This window comes from Paenarthrobacter sp. TE3676, assembly GCF_056279165.1.
In genome coordinates, this window is record NZ_JBWBQU010000001.1 from 140774 (window position 1) to 161447 (window position 20674).

At 60.1% G+C, this 20674-nt stretch carries 18 protein-coding genes; 11 read left to right on the top strand and 7 right to left on the bottom strand.

Annotation, left to right across the window (positions count from 1 at the left end):
• Nucleotides 1-82: 82 nt before the first annotated feature.
• From ACZ881_RS00615 to ACZ881_RS00645, 7 genes are all read right to left on the bottom strand, one after another.
• Nucleotides 83-1111, bottom strand: a complete 1029-nt coding sequence (locus tag ACZ881_RS00615) for a lysylphosphatidylglycerol synthase domain-containing protein (protein ID WP_091468530.1) — start codon at nt 1109-1111, stop codon at nt 83-85.
• Nucleotides 1108-1863 carry a glycosyltransferase gene (locus ACZ881_RS00620; protein WP_476111922.1) on the bottom strand — a complete coding sequence of 252 codons (756 nt, stop codon included), beginning with the start codon at nt 1861-1863 and terminating at the stop codon, nt 1108-1110. Before ACZ881_RS00620 ends, ACZ881_RS00615 begins: the two co-directional genes overlap by 4 nt.
• A gap of 213 nt (nt 1864-2076) precedes the next feature.
• Nucleotides 2077-5160 (bottom strand): chitobiase/beta-hexosaminidase C-terminal domain-containing protein, encoded by a 3084-nt coding sequence (locus ACZ881_RS00625; protein ID WP_476112647.1) that lies wholly within the window; start codon nt 5158-5160, stop codon nt 2077-2079.
• Nucleotides 5160-5687, bottom strand: coding sequence for a hypothetical protein (locus tag ACZ881_RS00630; protein WP_091468523.1), 528 nt, complete (start codon nt 5685-5687; stop codon nt 5160-5162). The genes ACZ881_RS00625 and ACZ881_RS00630 overlap by 1 nt, the downstream gene beginning before the upstream one ends.
• A gap of 84 nt (nt 5688-5771) precedes the next feature.
• The gene (locus ACZ881_RS00635; protein WP_476111924.1) at nt 5772-6608 is read right to left on the bottom strand and encodes a hypothetical protein; all 837 of its coding nucleotides are present in this window, start codon (nt 6606-6608) and stop codon (nt 5772-5774) included.
• Between the two features lie 122 nt (nt 6609-6730).
• On the bottom strand, nt 6731-8077 hold the full coding sequence (locus ACZ881_RS00640) for a hypothetical protein (RefSeq protein WP_091468521.1): 1347 nt from the start codon (nt 8075-8077) through the stop codon (nt 6731-6733).
• A gap of 263 nt (nt 8078-8340) precedes the next feature.
• Nucleotides 8341-11064 (bottom strand): GH25 family lysozyme, encoded by a 2724-nt coding sequence (locus tag ACZ881_RS00645; RefSeq protein WP_476111926.1) that lies wholly within the window; start codon nt 11062-11064, stop codon nt 8341-8343.
• 283 nt (nt 11065-11347) lie between these two features.
• On the opposite strand from ACZ881_RS00645, the gene ACZ881_RS00650 reads away from it, so the two are divergent.
• The 11 genes from ACZ881_RS00650 (at nt 11348) to ACZ881_RS00700 (ending at nt 20614) form a co-directional block, all read left to right on the top strand.
• Nucleotides 11348-12571 (top strand): CpaF family protein, encoded by a 1224-nt coding sequence (locus ACZ881_RS00650; protein ID WP_476112649.1) that lies wholly within the window; start codon nt 11348-11350, stop codon nt 12569-12571.
• Nucleotides 12571-13425 (top strand): type II secretion system F family protein, encoded by an 855-nt coding sequence (locus ACZ881_RS00655; protein ID WP_420178446.1) that lies wholly within the window; start codon nt 12571-12573, stop codon nt 13423-13425. The genes ACZ881_RS00650 and ACZ881_RS00655 overlap by 1 nt, the downstream gene beginning before the upstream one ends.
• Nucleotides 13422-14363: a type II secretion system F family protein gene (locus ACZ881_RS00660; RefSeq protein WP_091468512.1), complete on the top strand. Its 942-nt coding sequence runs from the start codon at nt 13422-13424 to the stop codon at nt 14361-14363. The genes ACZ881_RS00655 and ACZ881_RS00660 overlap by 4 nt, the downstream gene beginning before the upstream one ends.
• Nucleotides 14364-14445: 82 nt before the next feature.
• Nucleotides 14446-14685 (top strand): hypothetical protein, encoded by a 240-nt coding sequence (locus tag ACZ881_RS00665; protein ID WP_091468509.1) that lies wholly within the window; start codon nt 14446-14448, stop codon nt 14683-14685.
• An 8-nt stretch (nt 14686-14693) separates the two neighbouring features.
• Entirely contained in the window at nt 14694-15116 is a 423-nt protein-coding gene (locus ACZ881_RS00670; RefSeq protein WP_474659296.1) for a TadE family protein, read from the top strand.
• Nucleotides 15117-15249: 133 nt separating this feature from the next.
• The gene (locus tag ACZ881_RS00675) at nt 15250-15639 is read left to right on the top strand and encodes a hypothetical protein (RefSeq protein ID WP_476111928.1); all 390 of its coding nucleotides are present in this window, start codon (nt 15250-15252) and stop codon (nt 15637-15639) included.
• Nucleotides 15636-16091, top strand: a complete 456-nt coding sequence (locus tag ACZ881_RS00680) for a pilus assembly protein TadG-related protein (protein WP_476111929.1) — start codon at nt 15636-15638, stop codon at nt 16089-16091. Before ACZ881_RS00675 ends, ACZ881_RS00680 begins: the two co-directional genes overlap by 4 nt.
• 69 nt (nt 16092-16160) lie before the next feature.
• Nucleotides 16161-17279, top strand: a complete 1119-nt coding sequence (prfB, locus tag ACZ881_RS00685) for a peptide chain release factor 2 (RefSeq protein WP_091468500.1) — start codon at nt 16161-16163, stop codon at nt 17277-17279.
• A gap of 188 nt (nt 17280-17467) precedes the next feature.
• Entirely contained in the window at nt 17468-18232 is a 765-nt protein-coding gene (ftsE, locus tag ACZ881_RS00690) for a cell division ATP-binding protein FtsE (protein WP_017198501.1), read from the top strand.
• On the top strand, nt 18229-19143 hold the full coding sequence (gene ftsX, locus ACZ881_RS00695; RefSeq protein WP_017198500.1) for a permease-like cell division protein FtsX: 915 nt from the start codon (nt 18229-18231) through the stop codon (nt 19141-19143). The genes ftsE and ftsX overlap by 4 nt, the downstream gene beginning before the upstream one ends.
• A gap of 55 nt (nt 19144-19198) precedes the next feature.
• Nucleotides 19199-20614 carry a peptidoglycan DD-metalloendopeptidase family protein gene (locus ACZ881_RS00700; RefSeq protein ID WP_476111931.1) on the top strand — a complete coding sequence of 472 codons (1416 nt, stop codon included), beginning with the start codon at nt 19199-19201 and terminating at the stop codon, nt 20612-20614.
• Nucleotides 20615-20674 lie beyond the last annotated feature (60 nt).

A 20674-nucleotide genomic window follows, 5' to 3' on the forward strand; every position in this document is an offset into this window, starting at 1 on the left:
CTTAGCGCGCGGCATAAGTTTGGATATGGGCCAGAAAGACTGCCGTGGTAACGGAAAGCCGGAGGGCGTCCGTTACCACCTGCTACTTGGCCTCGGAGGCGGAGTCTACGGAGGTCTTGGAAGCGGATTGTTGCCGCCACCGGAAGTGAACGAAGGCGATACCGACGCACAGCAGATCGGCGATCGTGAACATAATTCGCGAAAGTGCAGCGATTGCCGTCGCGGCACCGGCGCTCATCATTCCGGCCAGGGCAAGGATCAAGATGGCTTCGCGGGCACCTACGCCGGCGGGAAGCAGGAACGCCAGCACTCCGAGCGTCATTCCAAGAGCCAATGCACCAGTCAGTACCAGGAACGTTGCGAGGTCGAGGGTGGCCTCATGACCAACCAGGATCCACAGGTGCAGGCCGAAGCACAGGTACATCAGAACGCCAAGAATGAAGGCCTTCACCATGGTGTTGGCCTGAATTCGTTCGGGGAGCGGTGGCCGGCGGAACACTCGCAGAACGATGTTGACCAGGAACGTCACGACGTTCGGGTTCATCGCCAGGATCACCACCGGGAGTATGACGTACAGCCACTGCAGATTGGGCTGCCGCTGCACCAGGATTGGAAGAGCTGAAGCTCCAACCACCAAGGCTGCGCCAATGGTGATTCCGGTGCTCACCAGGGATGCTACGAAAACCTGTGCGCGCGCAATGCCGTTTTTACGGCCAAGCTCCATCTGAAGCACGAATGCCCACACAGAGCCGGGCAGGTACTTGCCGATCTGGCCGACCAGGTAGATCTGGTTGAGCACCAAACCTTGGGGTTCAATGTCTACTGACCTGAGCAGACTCGCCATGACAACCCGCCACATGTACATCCCGAGGAGGACACCAGGGATGAGCGCCAACAGGGACAGCAGGACCTGCCACCATTGCAGGGCGAAGACAGTGGCTTGGACTTGCGGCCATTGGACTGCAATGAAATACACCGCGGCGGCAAACACGATCACTACCAAGGCTCGCCGGGCGAAGTCGACCAGCTTTGCCTTGGTGCTCTTTGCAGCGGGCTGTTCCGGATTCAGATCGTTGTCATTTGAAGGTGTTTCCGCGATTGAACCCGTCATGAGGCATGCGTTCCCGCGCTTGGCGCCACGGCAAACTCACTCCGACGGCGGCGCATGGCTACCAGCCCTTTGAACATCTTTACGACGTCGGCAGTCCGGATGGTGGTTTCGCCTGGTTCGTCGTCGGGAGCCAGCGTGACGGGGACTTCAACAATCCTGAAACCTTGCTTCTCAGCGGCGTACACAACCTGGGTGCTGAAAAGAAACCCGGGGTCATCGAAGCGGTCAACCATGCTTCGAAGCCAGTCGCCGTCGACGATCAACGTTCCTTGGGAGTCACCAATCTTGGACCCGAGTATTACCTGTCGCAGCGTCTTGAAACCAAAAGTGGTAATACCGCGAATGACACTGCGCTCGGTGATCGAGTCCTTATGGGCTTTCGAACCGATGACAATGTGGGGTTTGGTTTCCAGCTTCTTGTCTTCGTCGAGATCATCTGTGCCAAACGGCAGATCGTCGGCGGTGAGAAGCACTCTATGGCCGGAGCTGGCTTCGATGCCCCGGCGATATGCATTGCCCATGCCCTTTTGGCTCTGGAGAACCTGGAACGTCACGTTGGGAGTGTCCACCGCATGCTTGAGGGCGACCTCGAGTGTGTTGTCGGAAGAACCGTTCTCCACGATGATGATCTCGGAGGTGCCACTGGTCAAGTAGCCGGAAAGACGGGCCATTGTTGCCGCCAAAATCCGTTCTCCGTTATAGACCGGGATCACAACGGAGAGATCCGGTTGGCCTGCCTGGTCGAAAGTCAAGACTCTCCTCGGTAGTTCGTGCCGACGAATTCTTGAACGCCAGCCGCAGCCCGCAACGCTGTTGTCACGAGTTCCTTGCAAACCCTCAGTCTAGTTCATTGTTGGATACCTTCTGTGGAAGGGAACCGGCTTCACCGCTGGCAGCAGACGAAAGGGGTGCACCGGATATTCTCCGATGCACCCCTCAAAACGGCAAGCTATGTCCGGTCCCTATTAGGGGAGCGACGTGAATCCTTGCCATCCGGTGCCTACCTGGCCCCAAGCCAGCCAGCCCCCGGAACCGTTGCCTGGGTAGAGCCACAAGTTGCCGTTGGCGTCCCGGGCAAGTACATCAGCTTTGCCATTCCCGTTGAAGTCTCCCGGGCCGAGCAGCGCTGTCATGCCGTTCCATCCGCTTCCGATTTGGGAGCGGCTGCCCCAGCCACTGCTGCCATTGCCAGGGTAGAGCCACAGGGCACCTGCAGTATCCCGGGCCAACACATCAGTCTTCGCGTCGCCGTTGAAATCGCCCGTGCTGAAGATGGCATTCATGACGTTCCACCCTGCTCCTACTTGAGTGCGGCCAGCGCTGAACTTACCCAGGCCATCGCCCTTGTAGAGCCACAGGACTCCAGAGGAGTCCCTCGCCAGGACATCGGATTTGCCGTCCCCGCTGAAATCCCCGGGGGCGATCACGGACGTCATACCGCTCCAGCCTGCGCCCGCTGCCTCAGGGGGTTGCCAGCCGCCCACGCCGTTTCCTTTGAAGAGCCACATCTGCCCGGACGCGTCCCTGGCCAGGACATCACTTCGTCCGTCCCCGCTGAAGTCCCGCGTTGGGACAATCAGGTTGTAGTTGTTCCACGAAGTACCCGTGTTGACCTTGCCCAGCCATCCGCCTGTGCCGTTGCCCGGGTAGAGCCACAAAGTACCGGCGGCGTCCCTGGCCAAGACGTCGTTCTTGGCGTCGGAGTTGTAGTCCTTCCAGGTGTTGGTTGGCGCCGCAGGCAACGTGTACGTCTGCGAGGCTACTGCGGATTGGTTTCCTGCAGCATCAACGGCGAAGTACTTGACCGTAGTGGTTGCCGTTGGGGTCACCGTAACTGTTGTGGTCCCGCTAGGGCTGGAAACCGTCGGAGTGGAGTTGTTCGTGGTGTAGTAGATCTTCGCGCCGGTCTCGGTGGTCAGTGTGACCTTTTGCCCGAGGGTGAGGTTGCCACCTTGTGGGCTGGCAGTCACGGTAGGCGCTACATTGTCCAACAGGTATACCTGGGCTTGGGGTGCGGAGGCGTTGTTGGATGCGTCGACGGCCATGTACGTGATGGTCTTGCTTCCCATCGTGATGGGACCGGTGTAGAGGGTACTGGCCGTGGTAGGAGTCGTGCCATTTTCCGTGTAGTAGATTTTGGCGTCGGCTTCATTCGCGGTCAGCGTGACCTTGGTTGCAGGACCGTACGTTCCGCCCAAGGGACTGGCTGTCACTGTAGGTGGTGTCGTGTCCGCCACGAAGACGGTGAAGTTGACGCCTGCGACGGTGGTGTTGCCGGCAACATCCCGGGCCTCTACCTCGAACCTGTTGGGTCCGTTGGCGATGTCTGCATAGACCTTGGGTGAGGTGCATGCGGTGAAGGCATCGGTTCCCAGGCGGCAGCGGAATCCCGCCACATCCGGAGAGGTGGAGGCGAACTGGAACTGGTATCCGGCTCCGACTGTGGCCCCGCTGGCCGGAGCCGTGATGGCTACCTGGGGGGCCGTCAGATCAGCTGTCACGGTCTGTGCAGCAGCAAGGCTGACATTCCCGGCTGAGTCTGTGCTGCGGATCCTCAAGGTATGGGTGCCCGCAGTTGTGAGCGTGAAAGTGTCGCCAGGTACACAGGTCTGGAAAGCGGCATCGGCAGTGGAGTCAACAGAACAGGAGAGTGTTGTTCCTGGCTCGAAAGTGGCACCGAGGACCGGTTTGCCGTTGACCACTTGACCGCTGTTCGGGGCAGTGAAGACCGGCGCAGCCGGGGCGACCGTGTCCACTGTGAAGGTCCGCGAAACCGGAACCCCGCCGGGGGCCGGCCTGACGGAGAACGTCTGCGGTCCGTTGTTCAGTGCAGTTGACGTGTACGTTCCGCCAGTGCAGGCCACCCAAGCACCGCCCATGGAGCACTCCAAAGCGCTGCCTGCTGGTTCCGCTGCCACACCGAACGTTGGAGTGGTGTCGTTGGTGAATTCGGGGTTGGGAGCTTGCGCACCACTCGCCAGCGTGGGGCCGGAAGTAATTTTGGCCACAGCGCCGCCGAGGATGCTGATGCTGCCCCTGCCGGTTCCCGGAGGGGAGCCCAACTGTCCGGGATCGTCCAGGACCAGCAGTTGGCCACCGCGCATACCCAGGCCGCTGATCTTGCTGAAGCCCAGAGCCCATTGGTTGTCTACTGCACCGGTGGCGAGGTTGAGGCGTGACACTTTGTCGGTGCCTGCGGTCGTGCCGCTGCTCGTCCCCGTGTAGATAACGTGGGCGTCGTAGTCGTAGAAGATCGACGCCGCAACGCCGACGTTGTAGGAAGCCAGGGGTACATAATCTGTCATCTCCCCGTTGCCCGGGGCAGAGAACGCCCGCAGGCCAGTGGTTTCCAGAACGTACACACTGACATATCCATTGCTGTCATAACCTGCCGCCACAAGGCCCAGTGCCCGGGTGCTGACCGACGCAACGGATTCGATGCTTGGGTGCATGATGGTCGGATCAACGATCTTGATGATTGATCGGGCGTTGGCGAACGACAGATAGATGTTGCCGTCGGGGCCGTCCGATACTGCGTTCGGGCGGACGTCGCCGTCGAGGACCGTCAGCGTACTGCTGTATTCAAAGAGGTCCAGCGGCGGATTCCATACAGCCCGTACAAGATGCGAACTCCCAACGGCTGAGTCCGGGATGAAGGCTGTTTCGTCGCCGTTGCCGATGGAGCCAGGCGTCGGGTCGAGCACGATGGAAACCCCGGGCACTTTGGGGCCCGGTCCGGCTCCAGGCAGACTTCCGCCCAAGCACGTGTCCTCCTCAATGGTTCCGGCGTTGCCATTAACTGGTTCGGACATTCGGCAGAATCCGGCCACGCTGTCTGAAACCCACATCCTGCCGATGGGGTCCAGAACCGTTCCAGCCGGCTTGGTGAGCCCGATTCCTATGATTTGTTTCTGTTGGTCGGCGTGTGCGGGTGTACTGGAGACCACCGCTGTCATACCTGCAACCGTCAGAAGAACCGCAGCCAGTGCTGTGGTGAGCTTGTGGCCGCGAAGCCGCCAACCGCCGTCGTGCCTTACCTGCTGTTCCATCACGCCACTTCCTTCAGCCACTTGGTCAGGACTGCGGCCTGTGGTGCCATGGGCGCCAGGGTGAGCGCTCCCTTGACGATGGGAACACCGCCAAGCCCGTAGAGTGCCGTACTTATGGTTGGTGGATTGTTTCTGGTGCAGGCTTTGATAATCAAAAGGCAAATGTCATTGCGGGCACCAACGGCCCCCGCTTCAAGAGCGACATTTACCGCGGCATTTTCTTCGGCCACCAAAACCTGGGGCTGAGGGCCCACATATGTCACCACGACATCTGCGAATTTCTTGTATTGAGTGTTGGCCCAAACCTCTTCAAGGCTCGACAAGATGATGAGCGGATTTCCATTTATTCCGCGGCACTCAAATTGATAGCGCTTTACTGGTTCGGGTCTTTCGACGCGTGGTTTGTCGGCATCGCCGGCATTCGTCACGCCCAGCCTGAATGGCTCAACATTTTCAACGACCTTGACCGAGCAGCCTGTAAGAACGAGACCGGCTAGGCCAAGCTGGACGATAGCGCGTCTTGGCATGTCCACCGAGGGATCCCCACTTCATTCGGATGCTCCCCAGCTCCGCATGCAGTTGGATTTTCGCCCCAGCCGTTGCCGGCTGCATTACTCTATCTTCTCCCAAATTCCGCATTTGTCACTAGTTAGTACGTCTTTTTCTTTCAGGAGTATTCCTAATTGGCCTTCAGCTGCGCCGCCGCTGGCCTTCGTGCTGCCGTCAGAGGCCGTCACCGACCACGTGCAGCCCTCCGGCGGGGTCTTCCGGAGATGGAACTTTCCGGGAACCAGGCCGTCGTTCGTCACCGCATACTCGCCGTCCGCGGCTCTTTCGCCGGACGCCCAAAAACCAATGACTCTTCCTTGTGGCGCTCTGGGGCATAGCTCGCTGGCTGCCTGCAGCATCTGCCGGCTGCTGCGTCCGAAGAGCTCGGAAGCTGCTTCGTCGCTGACGCGGCTACAAAGCGACAATGCAGTTAGGTAGGCTTCGAGTCCTTCGGATGGCGGCACTCCGGGCTCAGCTATGGAGATGATCCTCGCTTCATCTTCGGTGGGTTCGAACGGGACAGGCCCCTCGTAGTTTGCCGTGCAGGAAGCCAGCCGGACATATTCCGAGGAAGCCCAAACCTCGGCGAGGCTTGTGTACGCAACGTCTGGAACAGCCTCGTTCAGGCTTGAACATAAGTACGAGAACCGGCCTGAATCATCAGGCGCGCCGGCACCCTGCCCGCTGCCTTCGCCTGGTTCCGTTGGTTCGGGACTCGAGGTGGCTGATGATGAGGGTGTTGTGGTGGGAGGTGCCGATGCAGAAGAACCGGACGATGCCCCGGTCGAAGGCGTCGTCGTGGGTGTCGTAGCGCCTGAGCAACCAGCCACAAGCAGTAGCAGCGCCGCAGCGGCCGGGTACAGGGTTCGCATGGTGACCTCCACCTCCATGGTTGCCATAACCCGAACGCCGGTCAATGAATTTGGCTGCGAATCGAGTATCGATACCGCTACGAAAATTGGCGGTGCGCGTACATCGAAGGCCTTGCTCCGGAGACCAAGGCCTTCGACGTTCACGGTGCTTAGGCGAACATCGAGTTCAGTGTGTTGATGACAGTTGCTTCTACGCCCGTTGTTCCGCCACGGAAATGGCCGATGTGTCCGTACACAGTCATGGAGCCGCCAGCGATCCCGGGATGGTCCGGGTCCCAGCCGCCCTCATAGCTGCCGCCGGATGAGTAGGGTGGCAGGAACTGTGCACTGGGCACGTAATAGCACGATTCGTTGCCGTAACCCCCGACGATCACGCCGTTTGCACCGCCGAACCTTGCCCGGAAGTATGCGGCATAGCCGCTCACCAGCTCGCCACCGACGATCCCGATCCTCAGTTGAGGGCTGCCTCCGAACTTCCACACCTGGAAGGGACAAACGACTGAGGTTTCATAACTGCCGCTATCAATTCGACCGATCATGACCTGGGCGTGACGTCCATACCAGGCGGGATTACCATCGAGGTTGGGAAGCCGGGACGCATAAGCTGCCCGGACAGCTGCCAGGTTTCCGGCCGTGGGCGTGATGTCCAGTGGTATTTGAACTTCTTGGTAGCTGGTCTGGAGCGGGCTGCCAATGCTCCTTCCCGGCGTCTGCATGGCCACATCAACAGCAGCACCGAGCCTGGTGGCGTACTCGTCCCTCAACTCCCAACTGGGTACGCCCATGGGGTTCTGATCTCCAGCCGCTCCCTGCAGGAATAAGGCAAAACACTCAGGGTTGGTGTTTTCGATGTAGTTGCACGCCCCGGCGGGGAAATCGCCGTCGAAAAGTGTGCGCATACCTGCCGCGACCGGATGGCATGCGTAATTGAAGATCACCGCCGCGGCGTTGCCGTTTGGCTTGCGTGCCACGATGACGGGGACTGTGTTCTCAAGGTAGGGAAGGCCCACCCTGTTGTACGCGATGCTGGCCGTTGTGACCTTGTAATCCAAAGTGACGGCGGTCTGCGAGGCGTTGAGCGCTTCACTGGCAGCGTCCACAAGGTCGTTCTCCAAGTGCTGGCTGTAGGTCTCCACCATTGACAAATCTGACAGCCCGTAGCACATGAACGGGTGGAGGGTGTCAACTACGGCCGGCCCGTTATGGGTGTGGGTGGACTGGATCAGGATGTCGCCGTTGGACCAGCTTGCCAACTCCAGGATCCGTTGCCGGGCCCGCTGATGGAGGGACCTGGGCAGGGCAAGAATATCCACGCTCATGATCAGGTTGGGGGAGCCGTTTTCCCAAAGCACGATCGCCCGAACCCACAGTGATTCGTAGGGGGCGCTGCTGGTGGCCTCCCGGCCGCCGTCGAGGGTCCCGTACCCCGCCATGTAGGGATTGACGTCAAGCGGCGGCGAAATGCTGACCTTGGCCGTTGAAACGGTAAACGCCATGAAAGATCACTCCTTGATTGTGCGCATTGGTGACCTTCGCTTGCCCCCAAACAAAGCCCGTTTCCCGAATGCGCTGAACAGCCAATACGTGAGACCACCTTCATTAGATCACGCAATCCCGGGATTTAGACCTGTCCGTTGGCCTAAACATTATTTGTTTCCTTTACGTAGATTTTGCCAAATGCGAAAGGGCCTGCGCACTCCTTTTCGGAGTGTGCAGGCCCTTGCCGAATTTCGGACTCGTAGCGCGCCGGCGTCTAACTTCAGGCGGGTGCGAGGATTCTCAGCCCGCCCCAGCCAGTGCCAACTTTGGTGGGTGAGCCCCAGCTGCGATTCTGTCCTACAGGGTAGTAGCGCAGATCGCCGCCGGTGGTCCGCGCCAGGATTCCGGTGGAACCGACTCCTGCGAAACCACGGATAGCTCCGTAGCTGTTGACCACGTTCCAACCGGTTCCCACTATGCCGGGCGCTTCCTGGACCAGGGCTCCACTGCCGTTTGACCGGTATAGCAACAGGTCACCGGCGGAATTCTTGGCCAGGAGGTCCATGTTGGAGTCCTTGTCGAAGTCCATCTGGGCGATGTCCAATCCGGCCCAACCTGTACCAATCTGAACCCGGGCGCCCAATGAGGTGCCGGATGGATTGCTGATATGGAACAAGCGACCAGCGGGATCGTAGCCAACGATGCTCGGTCGTGCATCAGACTTCCGCCACGAACCAACTGTAAGAGTCCAGTCCTTCCAACCGGTCCCGAGGCTGATCGGCGCCCCGTAGCCCCGGCCCGCGAATCCTGGGTAGACACTAAGCCGTCCATCGGTCCACTGCGCAACGATGTCCAAAGCGTCGTCGTTGTTCCAGTCTGCGAGGAAACCCGCCTTGAGGCCGGTCCACTGCGTGCCGATAAGCTCGGCTGGCATCAAGGAAGTAGACCCGGACCCGGCGTAACGGTACAGGTTGCCGTCTTGACGTGCGGCCACGACGTCTTGCGCGTCGACGCCGAGAGTCCTCTCAACGTTGACCGGTGCGCCGCTGATCACGTTCGCGTCGTTCCATCCCACTCCGATGAGGAAGCGGTTGCCCCAGGACCCGGAGACTGCCGGATAGTAGTACAGGTCACCATTGGCAGTCCGGGCGTGGAGGCCCTGCGAACCGGATCCGTTGAAACCCGCCGCGGAGCTCACCGATGTCATGCCGGACCAGCCGTTGCCAATCACCCGGCTCGACTCGGAGAGGAACGATCCCACACCGTTGGAGCGGTATAGACGCATGATGCCGTCGGCTGTCCGGGAGACGATGTCCTGGTTGCCGTCACCGTCGAAGTCCAGTTGGTTGAATTGGTGCCCGCCGAAGCCGGTCCCGATAAGGACACCTCCGTTGAGGGCGCCTCCTGCCGCATTCGTATAGCGGTAAAGGTTTCCTTTGCCATCCTGGCCGATGACACCCGGATATCCGTCCCGCGAGTTCCACCACCCAGCCGTGAGTGACATCTCCTGCCAGCCTGTTCCCACCAGCAAAGGCGAAAGGAATCCGCCGCCGGAGGCGCCGCGGAACACTTGGAGCGAGCCGTCCCGCCACTGGGCGAGGATGTCTTGGACTCCGTCTTGGTTCCAGTCAACGACGTGGACGGACTGCGCAGTGCCCCAACCGGACCCAATCGTTACCGGGCCCGTGATGCGGCCTTGGCCGTCTGCGGGGAAATTGTCCAGGCGTCCGGAGGGCATGGCAGCGAGCACGTCAGCCCCGGACCGGATGGAGGGGCTGGATGGGCGGGGGACTCCGCGCGCAAATGTCCGAAGCTGGTCATAGGTGCCGTTGAAAATGTTTGAATCACCCTCAAAGGGGCCGGTGCTGCTGTACTGCCACATGGTGTAGTTGCCCCAACTGACCGGCAGGTTGCCCGGGGAGTTGGTTGGGTTGTTCCAGTAGGACGCGATCCACAGGGGGTAGCTGCCGAAGGTGGAGTTTCCCACGCAGGTGTTCCACCAGTCGGTGGTGCTGTAGATCACCGGGAAACGGCCGGTCAGGGCCTTGACTGTGTTACCAAAGTCGGCCGCCCACTGTCCGAGCTGCGCCTTGGACATGTCATAGCACGTGTTGCCGAAGTAAAACCCGTTGATGGTCCGTCCGGCATAGGGGTTGTACTCAATGTCCAGGACGGGAGGCAACGTGTAACCGTCGGCTGTCCAGCCGCCACCGTTTGCCACGAAATACCGGGCCTGGTCAGCACCTGATGACCAGTTGGGTATGGCGAAGTGGTAGGCGCCCCGGACCATGCCTACGCTGCGGGAGCCGTTGTACTGCTGTGTGTAGTTCTCATTGAGGTAGTAGTTGCCCTCAGAAGCCTTGACGTATGCCCATCGGGAACCTTGATTCCATTGGTTCTGCCAGTTGACGTTGCCCTGGTGGGCACTGACGTCCTGTCCGGCAATGCCGATGGAGGGGCGCCAGTGTCCCGGGTCAGCCGCCATGGGGAACGCTGAGTCCACGGCTCCGCCGATTGCTTTCGCTCCAGAAGGCTGCGAAGCCGCCTTCTGCTGCTTGGCCATTACTCTCGGCGAGCGCTGCCCCATTTCTGCACCACCGGCTGGAATGGCGGCTCGCATGGCCGTTTTCATGGCTTCGGCGTCCGGGGCGCTGCCGGGCATGGATTTGGGTGTTGCGGCAGGTGCTTCGGGCTGACCGGAGGCGGTTGGGCTTGTCACCATTGGTGAGGGTTCGACGGCGGCCGGCCGCTCTTGCTGCTCGGGCACCTGCGCATCCGTTGGCAACTCGCTGTCCGGCGCGGACCCGGAGCCGTCACCGGCCGGCCGGGGGCCCTGCGGTGGCGGGCTTTCCTGAGTGTTGGAATGCGGGGCTGGTTGAGGTCCGGAAGGCTGCGCCCATGCGGGAACTCCAAGGCTGCAAGCCGCCAGCAATGCGACAGTTAGTGCCAGCCCGGCACGTGCCAGAGGGATGCGGTGGACCGTGTCCATCGAATTAGTTTTCATTTTCACATCCGGCCCTGTACCGCGGCTTAGCGGCGCATGGTGTGGCTTGCGGACAAGCTCCAGGGCGGGCGCCTGCGCATGAGACCAAAGGCCAGCTCCTAACGGGCTTTACCCTAACATTCCGAAACTGGAGTGACTAGTGGGATTCAGGATGCTTGTGTGACAGATGATGGCACTTATCCACACGTGTTTTCTCAGTGACTTGGGCGCAGGGATTCGCTCGCCTAGCGTGAGTGGCTCGAGATGCGCCTCTCATTTACGGTTCGTGATCATGGGGAGAGATGTGGATGCTGTAAAAATCGTCGAAGGAGAAGTCCGGGAACTCATACGACGCCGCGGGCTGGATCCGCTGGAACAAACAAACGACGTTCGGCTCCTCGTGGATGAGGCCGTCAACGATTACGACGAGCGGGCACTCCTGGGCCCCCTGCCTTCACTCGGACACCTCGAGGCCGCCCGTCAACACATCTTCGATGCCGTAGCAGGGTTTGGGCCGCTGCAGCCGCTCTTGGATGATGCCGGAATCGAAGAGGTATGGATCAATGCGCCGCACGAGATCTATGTGGCCCGCAATGGGGAATCCGAGCTGACGACCGTAACACTCACCGGGCAGCAGGTGCGGGATCTCGTGGAAAGGATGCTCAAGAGCTCGGGGCGCCGTTTGGATCTCTCGTCGCCTTTCGTGGATGCGGCACTTCCCGACGGATCCAGGTTGCACGTAGCGATCCCGGACATCACCCGTAAGCACTGGGCTGTGAACATCCGGAAATTTATCGCGCGGGCAAACCGACTCGAACACCTCGTTGAGCTTGGAAGTCTGACACCCCAAGCTGCCAGGTTCCTTGGCGCGGCTGTAGCCAGCGGGCTCAATATCCTGGTCTCGGGAGCCACCCAGGCGGGAAAGACAACCATGCTGAACTGCCTTGCCGCAAGCATCGGTTCCCGTGAACGTGTCATCACGGTCGAGGAGATCTTTGAATTGCAGCTCCCGCTGCGCGACGTAGTCGGGCTGCAATGCCGCCAGTCGAATCTCGAAGGGGGAGGGGAAATTCCGTTGCGGCGGCTGGTTAAGGAAGCGCTTCGGATGCGTCCGGATCGCTTGGTGGTGGGAGAGGTCCGCGAAGCCGAAAGCCTCGATATGCTGATCGCCCTGAATTCCGGGTTGCCTGGGATGTGCACTGTGCATGCCAATTCTGCACATGATGCCGTCACTAAGATCTGCACGCTACCACTCCTGGCAGGAGCGAATATCTCCAGCGCTTTCGTAGTACCCACAGTGGCATCCTGCATCGACCTCGTGGTGCACTGCGGCCGACATTCAACCGGGCGTAGGCAGGTGACCGAAATTCTCTCCCTGGGGCGCAGGGTGGAAAACGGGATCATCGAATCCACTGGTGTCTTTGGCTTGGTTGCAGGTCAGTTGCAGCCCAGGGCAAACTCCATGCCGGCAGCGGAAAAGTTTGCCAGGGCAGGCTTTGACGTGGCTGCCCTCTTGGAGTTGAACTGATGGCCCCGTTGCTTGGGATCGTGGGTGGTTTGGGAGTGTTCCTCGTTTGGTGGTCCGCATGGGTCGAGCCACCGGTTGAATCCAGAAGAAGCAGGCCCCGTCGCTTGGACCTCCTACTGATGTCAGCAGGGATCGAAAAAGTAACGGGCGGCGGACTCCTTGCCACCTGCGCCGGCTTCGGCTTGTTTGCTCTGCTGGCGTTCTACGTTCTGACAGGGTCGCCGCCGGTTGCCTCGTGTTTTGCGATATTCGGTTCCTGGATTCCGTTTGCGGCTGTACGTTGGCGGGCCCGGAAGCGCAGGACTGCGCTCCGGCAACTGTGGCCGGATGTGGTGGACCACTTGCGGTCGGCGATTCGTGCGGGTCTTGCACTGCCGGAGGCGTTGATCCAGCTGGGACACAATGGACCGGAAGAGCTAAGGGAATTGTTCCTGGACTTTGGAGCCGACTATAGAGCTGCCGGGAATTTTGAGGCGGCGGTGAACAGACTCAAAGGTCGGCTGGCGGACCCTGTGGCCGACCGCATCATAGAGGCCCTGCGAATGACCCGCGAAGTGGGCGGTTCAGACCTTGGGCGCATGCTGGGTACCCTTTCGGTGTTCCTGCGTGACAGCGCCCGGACCCGCAGTGAGCTTGAGGCCCGGCAGTCCTGGACCATCAATGCTGCCCGGCTTGCTGTAGCTGCTCCCTGGATTGTCTTGGTGGTCATGGCAAGCCGGCCAGAAGCCATGATGGCTTTCAACTCCGGCATGGGCGCGGTGGTGTTACTGGGAGGGCTGCTGATCTCAGTTTTTTGCTACTCCGTGATGCTTCGCGTTGGTGCCTTGCCAGAGGATGAGCGGGTGTTTCAATGAACACCTCGGTTGCTATCGCCATGTTGTGCGGCCTGATTCTCGGAGCCGGATGCTGGCTAATGCTGGTGCGGCTCCCGTTCATGCGGCCACCGAGATTCTCTGACCGCATTGAACCGCAGTTGAAGTCGCAGAACCTCGATTCGCGCCTTCTCCGCGCGCCAACACAGAATCTCACGCCTTTCGGCCCGTTGGAACGGATTCTCCGCCCAGTCATTCGCGATGCAATCATCGCTATGTCCCGCTTCAATCCCGGTTTCACAGCCCTGGGCAAGAGGCTTGCCCGTGCCGGATCGACAAAATCCACCTTGGATTTCCGGGCTGAGCAGCTTCTGTGGGCCAGCGCCGCTTTCGTGCTCGCTGTCCTCGTGGTTATCGGGGGCGCGACCTCCGGGCGATTCAGTCCGGCCGGCTCTTGTATCGCAGTCCTGGGAAGCGCACTAGGAGGTTACCTGCTTCGCGATTTTGTGTTGGGACTGAGGATCAAACGGAGGGAATCAAGGATGTTGTCCGAGTTTCCCAGTCTCGCGGAGCTCATGGCGCTCGCTGTTGCCGCGGGAGAGAGCGCGATGGGCGCAATGGACAGGGTGAGCCGCAGCTCGAATGGTGAACTTTCCGGGGAATTTGCCACAATCCTGGCGGATACACGGTCGGGGAAACCGCTGACGGAAGCACTTCAGGCCTTTTCATCAAGGGCGGAATTGCCGCCCCTCGTCAGGTTCATTGACGGTCTGGTGGTTGCTGTTGAACGCGGAACGCCCTTGGCGGACGTCCTACGGGCGCAAGCGGCAGACGTCCGCGACGCCGCACAACGGGAACTCATGGAGTCTGCAGGCCGAAAAGAGATTGCCATGATGGTGCCGCTTGTCTTCGGCGTGCTTCCTCTGACCGTAGTCTTCGCTGCTTTCCCGGCCATTGCGGCTCTGGAAATGAGCCTCTAACGCACAGCCATCAATATGTCCTATCCGTACAGTCAACCAGCGACGCTACGTCAATGCCTGCTGGAAACACATTGGGGAAACCATGAAACGAGTTACAAACAAACTGTCCGCTGTCTCTCTCCCTCTGCTTTGCCCCTCATGGGTGTTCGTGGCCATTGCTTTGAGAGCACTGCCCCACAAGGAAAATCGCGAGCGCGGTGATGTCCCTGGTTGGGTGATGATCACCCTGATGTCAGCGATCCTCGTGGCTGGACTACTTGCCATCGCCACACCGGCGTTGGGCGATCTCTTCAATCAAGCAATGAGCAAGGTGGGCAAGTAGGACGCGGGATGGACAATAAGGGCCCCGTGGGTGGTTGTTTCAAGCCGGCAAGTGTCGGACAGGTGAATGAGCGCGGATCAGCGGTTGTTGACTTCGTGTTGGTTGGCGCATTGCTGACCCTGTTTTTCATGGCGATTGTTCAACTAATGCTGGTGCTGCACGTTCGGAACACGCTTATTGATGCTGCCGCTTCCGGAGCGCGGTACGGGGCGTTGTCGGATCGAACGTCCGCGGACGCCCGTTCCCGGACTGCCGAGTTGATTGGTGCCGCGTTGAGCGGTGATTTTGCCCGCGATGTCACGTCGACTGAAATCACGATGGATGGGATCCGAACCTTGGAAGTGACAGTGAGGGCACCACTGCCGGTGGTTGGCCTGATCGGCCCCGCCCAAACCTTGGAGGTCAAGGGTCATGCAGACCTCCCGGGGTGACACGCCAAGGTCACTACTCGTCGCTTTCCGGCTTAGGCTGCGGGCGGCCTTGTGCTTACGGGCGGAGCCGCTTGGGACAGCAACGACTTACGCTCCCCGTCAGGAACAGGAAGCCCAGGGAGGCAACGCCACGGTGGAATTCACCTTCCTGGCGTTGTTGCTCATGGTCCCCGTGGTCTATTTCGTGGTGACCGTAGGCCAGATTCAGGGCGGATCGTTTGCTGTGGTGGGTGCTGCTGACCAGGCAGCTAAAGTCTTCGTGACGCAAGGGGATCCCGCCAGCGCAAGGATCGCAGCGGAGCGCAGTGTTCTTCTGGCCCTCAAGGACCACGGCCATGGACCCGAGAAGGCCAGCATCACCATCGATTGTGATCGTTTGAGTTGTTTGGCGGCCGGTGCGACCGTAACCGTGACAGTGCGCCTGGAGGTGTCTTTGCCCTTGATGCCATTCGGGGACGTGCTGCAATTGCACGCGAGTCGACTCAGTGCCTCGGCATCGCAGGTTGTAGGGCGTTACCAATGACAGTGGTGTCATCGAGTGGACAACCTCGGGAGGATGGCCAGGTAACGGTCCTCATCCTGGGGTTCGTGCTGTTGTCGCTTCTCCTGGCCTCGGTGGTCATGGGAGCTTCAGCTATCTATCTGGAGCGCAAGAAGCTCTTGTCCCTGGCTGACGGAGCGGCTCTCGCGGCCGCGGATTCCTACACGGCGGGCGATATTGGGGGAAGCGGTACTCCTTCCACCTCGCTGGTGGATGGGAGAGTGCTGGCCGCAACCGGCTCCTACCTCGACGCCAGCAACGCTTTTTCCCGCCATGACCAGCTGGCTGTGGCAGCGGGGACGGGTAGCGAGCCGGGGGGTACCGCGGTGGTAGTCCTCACTGCCGTGGCGCATCCGCCGATGGTCAGCTTTCTACTCCCCGAAGGGATTCTCATTGAGGCGAGGTCAACGGCCCGTTCCCGGCTGACCCAGTAAGTGCATCTTCCACGGGCAGGGCGAGGACGCCATGAGGGAGGCCAACGGATAGCGTACGCTGGGAAGATCATGGCTGAAATTGATTTTCCCGCGGAAATCCGCGCACTTCGAGCAACGTACAGCTCAATCGAGAACGTCACCGATATTGATGCCCTCAAGGCTGAGATCGCTGAGCTGAGCGAGCAGGCAGGGGCTCCGGACCTTTGGGATGATCCCGCTTCTGCTCAGGTGATCACCTCCCGGTTGTCGCACCGGCAGTCCGAAGTTGAGCGCCTGTCCAGACTCGCATCCCGGATTGACGACCTCGAAGTCCTGGTGGAACTGGGCCAGGACGAGGGCGATGAGGATTCGATGGCGGAAGCGGCCAAAGAACTTTCCTCCATCCGCAAGGCGCTGGCGGAACTCGAGATTACAACCCTTTTGTCAGGCGAGTATGACGAACGCGAAGCTGTAGTGACCATCAGGGCAGGAGCCGGCGGCGTTGATGCTGCCGACTTCGCAGAGATGCTCATGAGGATGTACCTGCGTTGGGCAGAACGCCACGGCTACCCGACCACTGTGATGGACACGTCCTATGCCGAAGAAGCCGGCCTGAAATCCGCCACCTTCGAAGTCAAGGCACCATACGCCTTTGGCACGTTAAGTGTTGAAGCCGGAACCCACAGGTTGGTCCGCATCAGTCCTTTTGATAATCAAGGGCGCCGTCAGACATCCTTCGCAGCGGTAGAAGTCATCCCGTTGATCGAGCAAACAGACTCCATCGAGATCCCGGACAACGAAATCCGCGTGGACGTCTTCCGGTCCTCGGGCCCGGGCGGCCAGTCGGTCAATACTACTGACTCCGCAGTGAGGCTGACTCACATCCCCACGGGCATTGTGGTCTCCATGCAGAATGAGAAATCGCAGCTACAGAACCGGGCGGCCGCCATGCGGGTGCTCCAGTCCCGATTGCTGCTGGTTAAGAAGGAACAGCAGGACGCGGAAAAGAAAGCGTTAGCCGGAGACGTCAAAGCGTCCTGGGGCGACCAGATGCGTTCCTACGTCCTCAATCCCTACCAGATGGTCAAGGACCTGCGGACGGAACACGAGGTGGGCAACACCTCGGCGGTGCTTGATGGAGATATAGATGATTTCATCGACGCCGGAATCCGCTGGCGTACCGGCAACCGAAATGCAGCGGCCAACTAGGAACCGGATAAGGCGGCCCGGGTCACCCAAGGCTTTGGATTCCGCGACACGCCCTTGAAAGCCGCGGAATAGCGGCTGAACCGTGCGTATAGTCGAGTGGCCGGTGCTCTCACTTCCCCCATCGAAAGCCCGTGCTCCGGCTGTTGGACTGGGCGACTATGTCATGTCCGGCGGGGTTCTAAAGGGCCATGATCAGATTTGAGAATGTCACCAAGGTCTACGAGCAGAATGCCCGACCGGCGCTCGATTCTGTGAGCCTTGAGATCAACCGCGGCGAATTCACCTTCTTGGTGGGCGCTTCTGGATCAGGCAAGTCCACGTTCCTGCGGTTGATCCTGAAAGAGGACAAAGCCTCGTCCGGATCCGTCTATGTCGCTGGCCAGAATGTTGCCAACATTTCGAGTTGGCGCGTCCCGAAGCTCCGGCGCGGAATCGGCGTTGTCTTCCAGGACTTCCGGCTGCTCCCTCAGAAGAACGTCTTCGCCAACGTAGCATTCGCGATGCAGGTGATCGGCAAAAGCCGCTCGATTATCAGGGAGACAGTACCTGAGGTCCTGAAGACGGTTGGTCTTGAGGGCAAGGAACGTCGCATGCCTCATGAGCTTTCCGGTGGTGAGCAGCAGCGCGTGGCGATCGCCCGCGCCGTCGTAAACCGCCCCGGCATTTTGCTGGCGGACGAACCGACCGGAAACCTTGACCCCATCACGTCGATGGGAATCATGGGAGTCCTGGACAAGATCAATCAGAACGGCACCACGGTAGTGATGGCAACCCACGACGACGACATCGTCAATGAAATGCGCCGCCGCGTGGTGGAACTCAAGAATGGCAAGGTCATTCGCGACGAAGCCAAGGCGCTGTACACCTCGATGATTCCCGTGGTTGGGGAATCGCGCCGGTTGCGGGACGCCAGCGGGGAAGAGCTCAACCGTGCGCAGGGGGCACAGCTGTGAGGCTTTTGTTTATCCTCGGGGAAATCGGTGGTGGCCTGCGTCGGAACCTCTCCATGGTGATTTCCGTGGTCTTGGTGACTTTTGTTTCCCTGACGTTCGTGGGTGCGGCGGGAATGCTGCAGATGCAGATCAATCAGATGAAGGGCTACTGGTACGACAAAGTCCAGGTAGCAGTCTTCCTCTGTAATGATGGTTCGACGGCGGTCGGTTGCGCTTCGGGGTCGGCCACCAAGGAACAGCAGGACAACCTCCAGGCAATGCTCGAATCCCCGGCAATCAAGCCGTACATCAACGACTTCCAGTTCGAGTCCCAAGCCGAGGCGTACACGCACTTCAAGGAACAGTTCTCCAACTCGCCGATCGTGGATTCCGTATCCGAGGACCAGTTGCCGGCCTCGTTCCGGATCAACATGAAGAACCCCGAAAAATACGAAATCATCAGTGAGACGTTTTCCTCGCAACCGGGTGTTGAAACGGTGAGTGACCAACGGCAGGTGCTCGAGCGCATTTTTTCCTGGATGAACGGGGCATCGGTTGCGGCCATTGGCGTGGCAGCCGTGATGATTTTCTGTGCGGTCCTCCTGATCACCACCACCATCCGGCTGTCGGCCTTCAGTCGACGCCGGGAGACAGGAATCATGCGGCTGGTGGGTGCGTCAAAGACGGTGATTCAACTGCCCTTCATCCTGGAAGGTGTCATAGCTGCCGTTGTGGGAGCGCTGCTGGCCTCCGTCACGCTCTGGCTTATGGCCCACTTCTGGCTCAACGGCGACTTGTCGAGGCAGTTCCTCAACACCCCGTTCATCTCCTCCACGCAGGTCCTGGTGATCGCGCCGGTGTTGATTGCCCTTGGCGCCGGTCTTGCCGGCATCTCTTCCCTCCTGACTCTCCGGCGTTACCTGAAGGTCTAACCGTGAACGCCCTGACAGAAACAACGGCCATGCTGACAAGCGAAAAGGAATCCTGATGACCACGTTGGACCCGAACCCCCTGCGCAGGCGCCTTGCGTCGGGCCATGCTCGGTTTCTGGGGGCGGTTCTTGCTGTTGGCCTGGCTGTCAGTCTCCTTTCAGGCGCTCCAGCAGCCCAGGCAGACAGCCTTGAGGACCAGCAGGCTGCGCTGGAAGCAGAAGCGGCCCGGGTCCAGGCTTCGCTCGAGTTTGTTGACTCGAACATCGCAAAGGCTGCCGGTGACCTGGTGATCTACCAGGGGCGGCTTCCTGGCGCACAGCAGGCTCTGCTTGAGGCGCAGGGTCGGGTGGCGAGTGCGGTCAAAGAAGTCGAGGCACTTGCTGCCAGGGTTGAGCTTGCCCAGCAGAACAAGGCCAAGATTACAGAGCAGCTGGAGAGCGATAAGCAGAAGATCACGGACACCAAGAAGCTGATCGGACAGATCGCCTCGCAGGCCTACAAGTCCGGTGGAGTTCCCACTAACATTGCACTTTTGTTCGGCTCCAGTGAATCCGGAAGCTTGACCGAGTCCATGGATTTGGCTGACCAGGCCATGCGCAGCCAAAACGCGGCGATGACCAAACTCACCCAGCAGAACGCCACCAACGTGAACTCCCAAGCGAGGCTTGTTGCTGTCGAGGAAGAAATCCAGGACCTGAAGGCCAAGGCGGACGCCGCACTTGACCGGGAAAAGTCGGCGAGGGACGAGGCGGCGAGCAAGAAAGCCGAAGTCGACAAGCTCATTGAAGACACCACCCGCCTCAACGGACAACTGCAGGCCGCCAAGCCGGGCATCGAAGCCAATCTTGCCCGGGTGAAGGCCGAACAAAATACGGTGGCCGCCGAGATCGTGGAGCGTGACCGGAAGCTGAGGGAAGCATGGGAAGCGGAACAGCGCCGGATTGCCGAAGAGGCTGCGGCCGCGGCTGCTGCTGCAGCAGCAGCGCAAGGTAGGCCTGCACCTCCGGAACCGCCGTATTCTCCTCCGCCGGCTGGTTCGCCGTCGGCGTTCGGCCTTCGGCACCCCTTCGCAAGTGCTGTCCCCATCACCTCCGGATTTGGCTGGCGTGCAACGCCACCAGGCACCATTGATTTCTATGGCACCGGTGGTTACATGCACACCGGAATCGACTTCGGTGCGGCATGTGGCACGCCCGTCTACGCAGCGGCGGCGGGCGAGGTCTTCAACTCGGGCTGGAACTCGGCCGACGGCGGCGGATGGCGGGTAAAACTGTCCCATGGTGTGGTGCAAGGCAACTCGCTGACCACCATCTATTACCACAACAGCAGCATTGTCGTAGCAAACGGCCAGCAAGTATCGGCGGGGCAACTCATCGCATACTCGGGCAGCACGGGTAACTCGACAGGTTGCCACGCGCACTTCGAAACCTGGCTCAACAGTGCCGCAGTGGACCCCATGACTCTCCTCTAGCGTGCCGTTAGCGCGCAGAGGCTAGGCCGCGCTGGCGTACACTAGTTGAAATCCGCATCT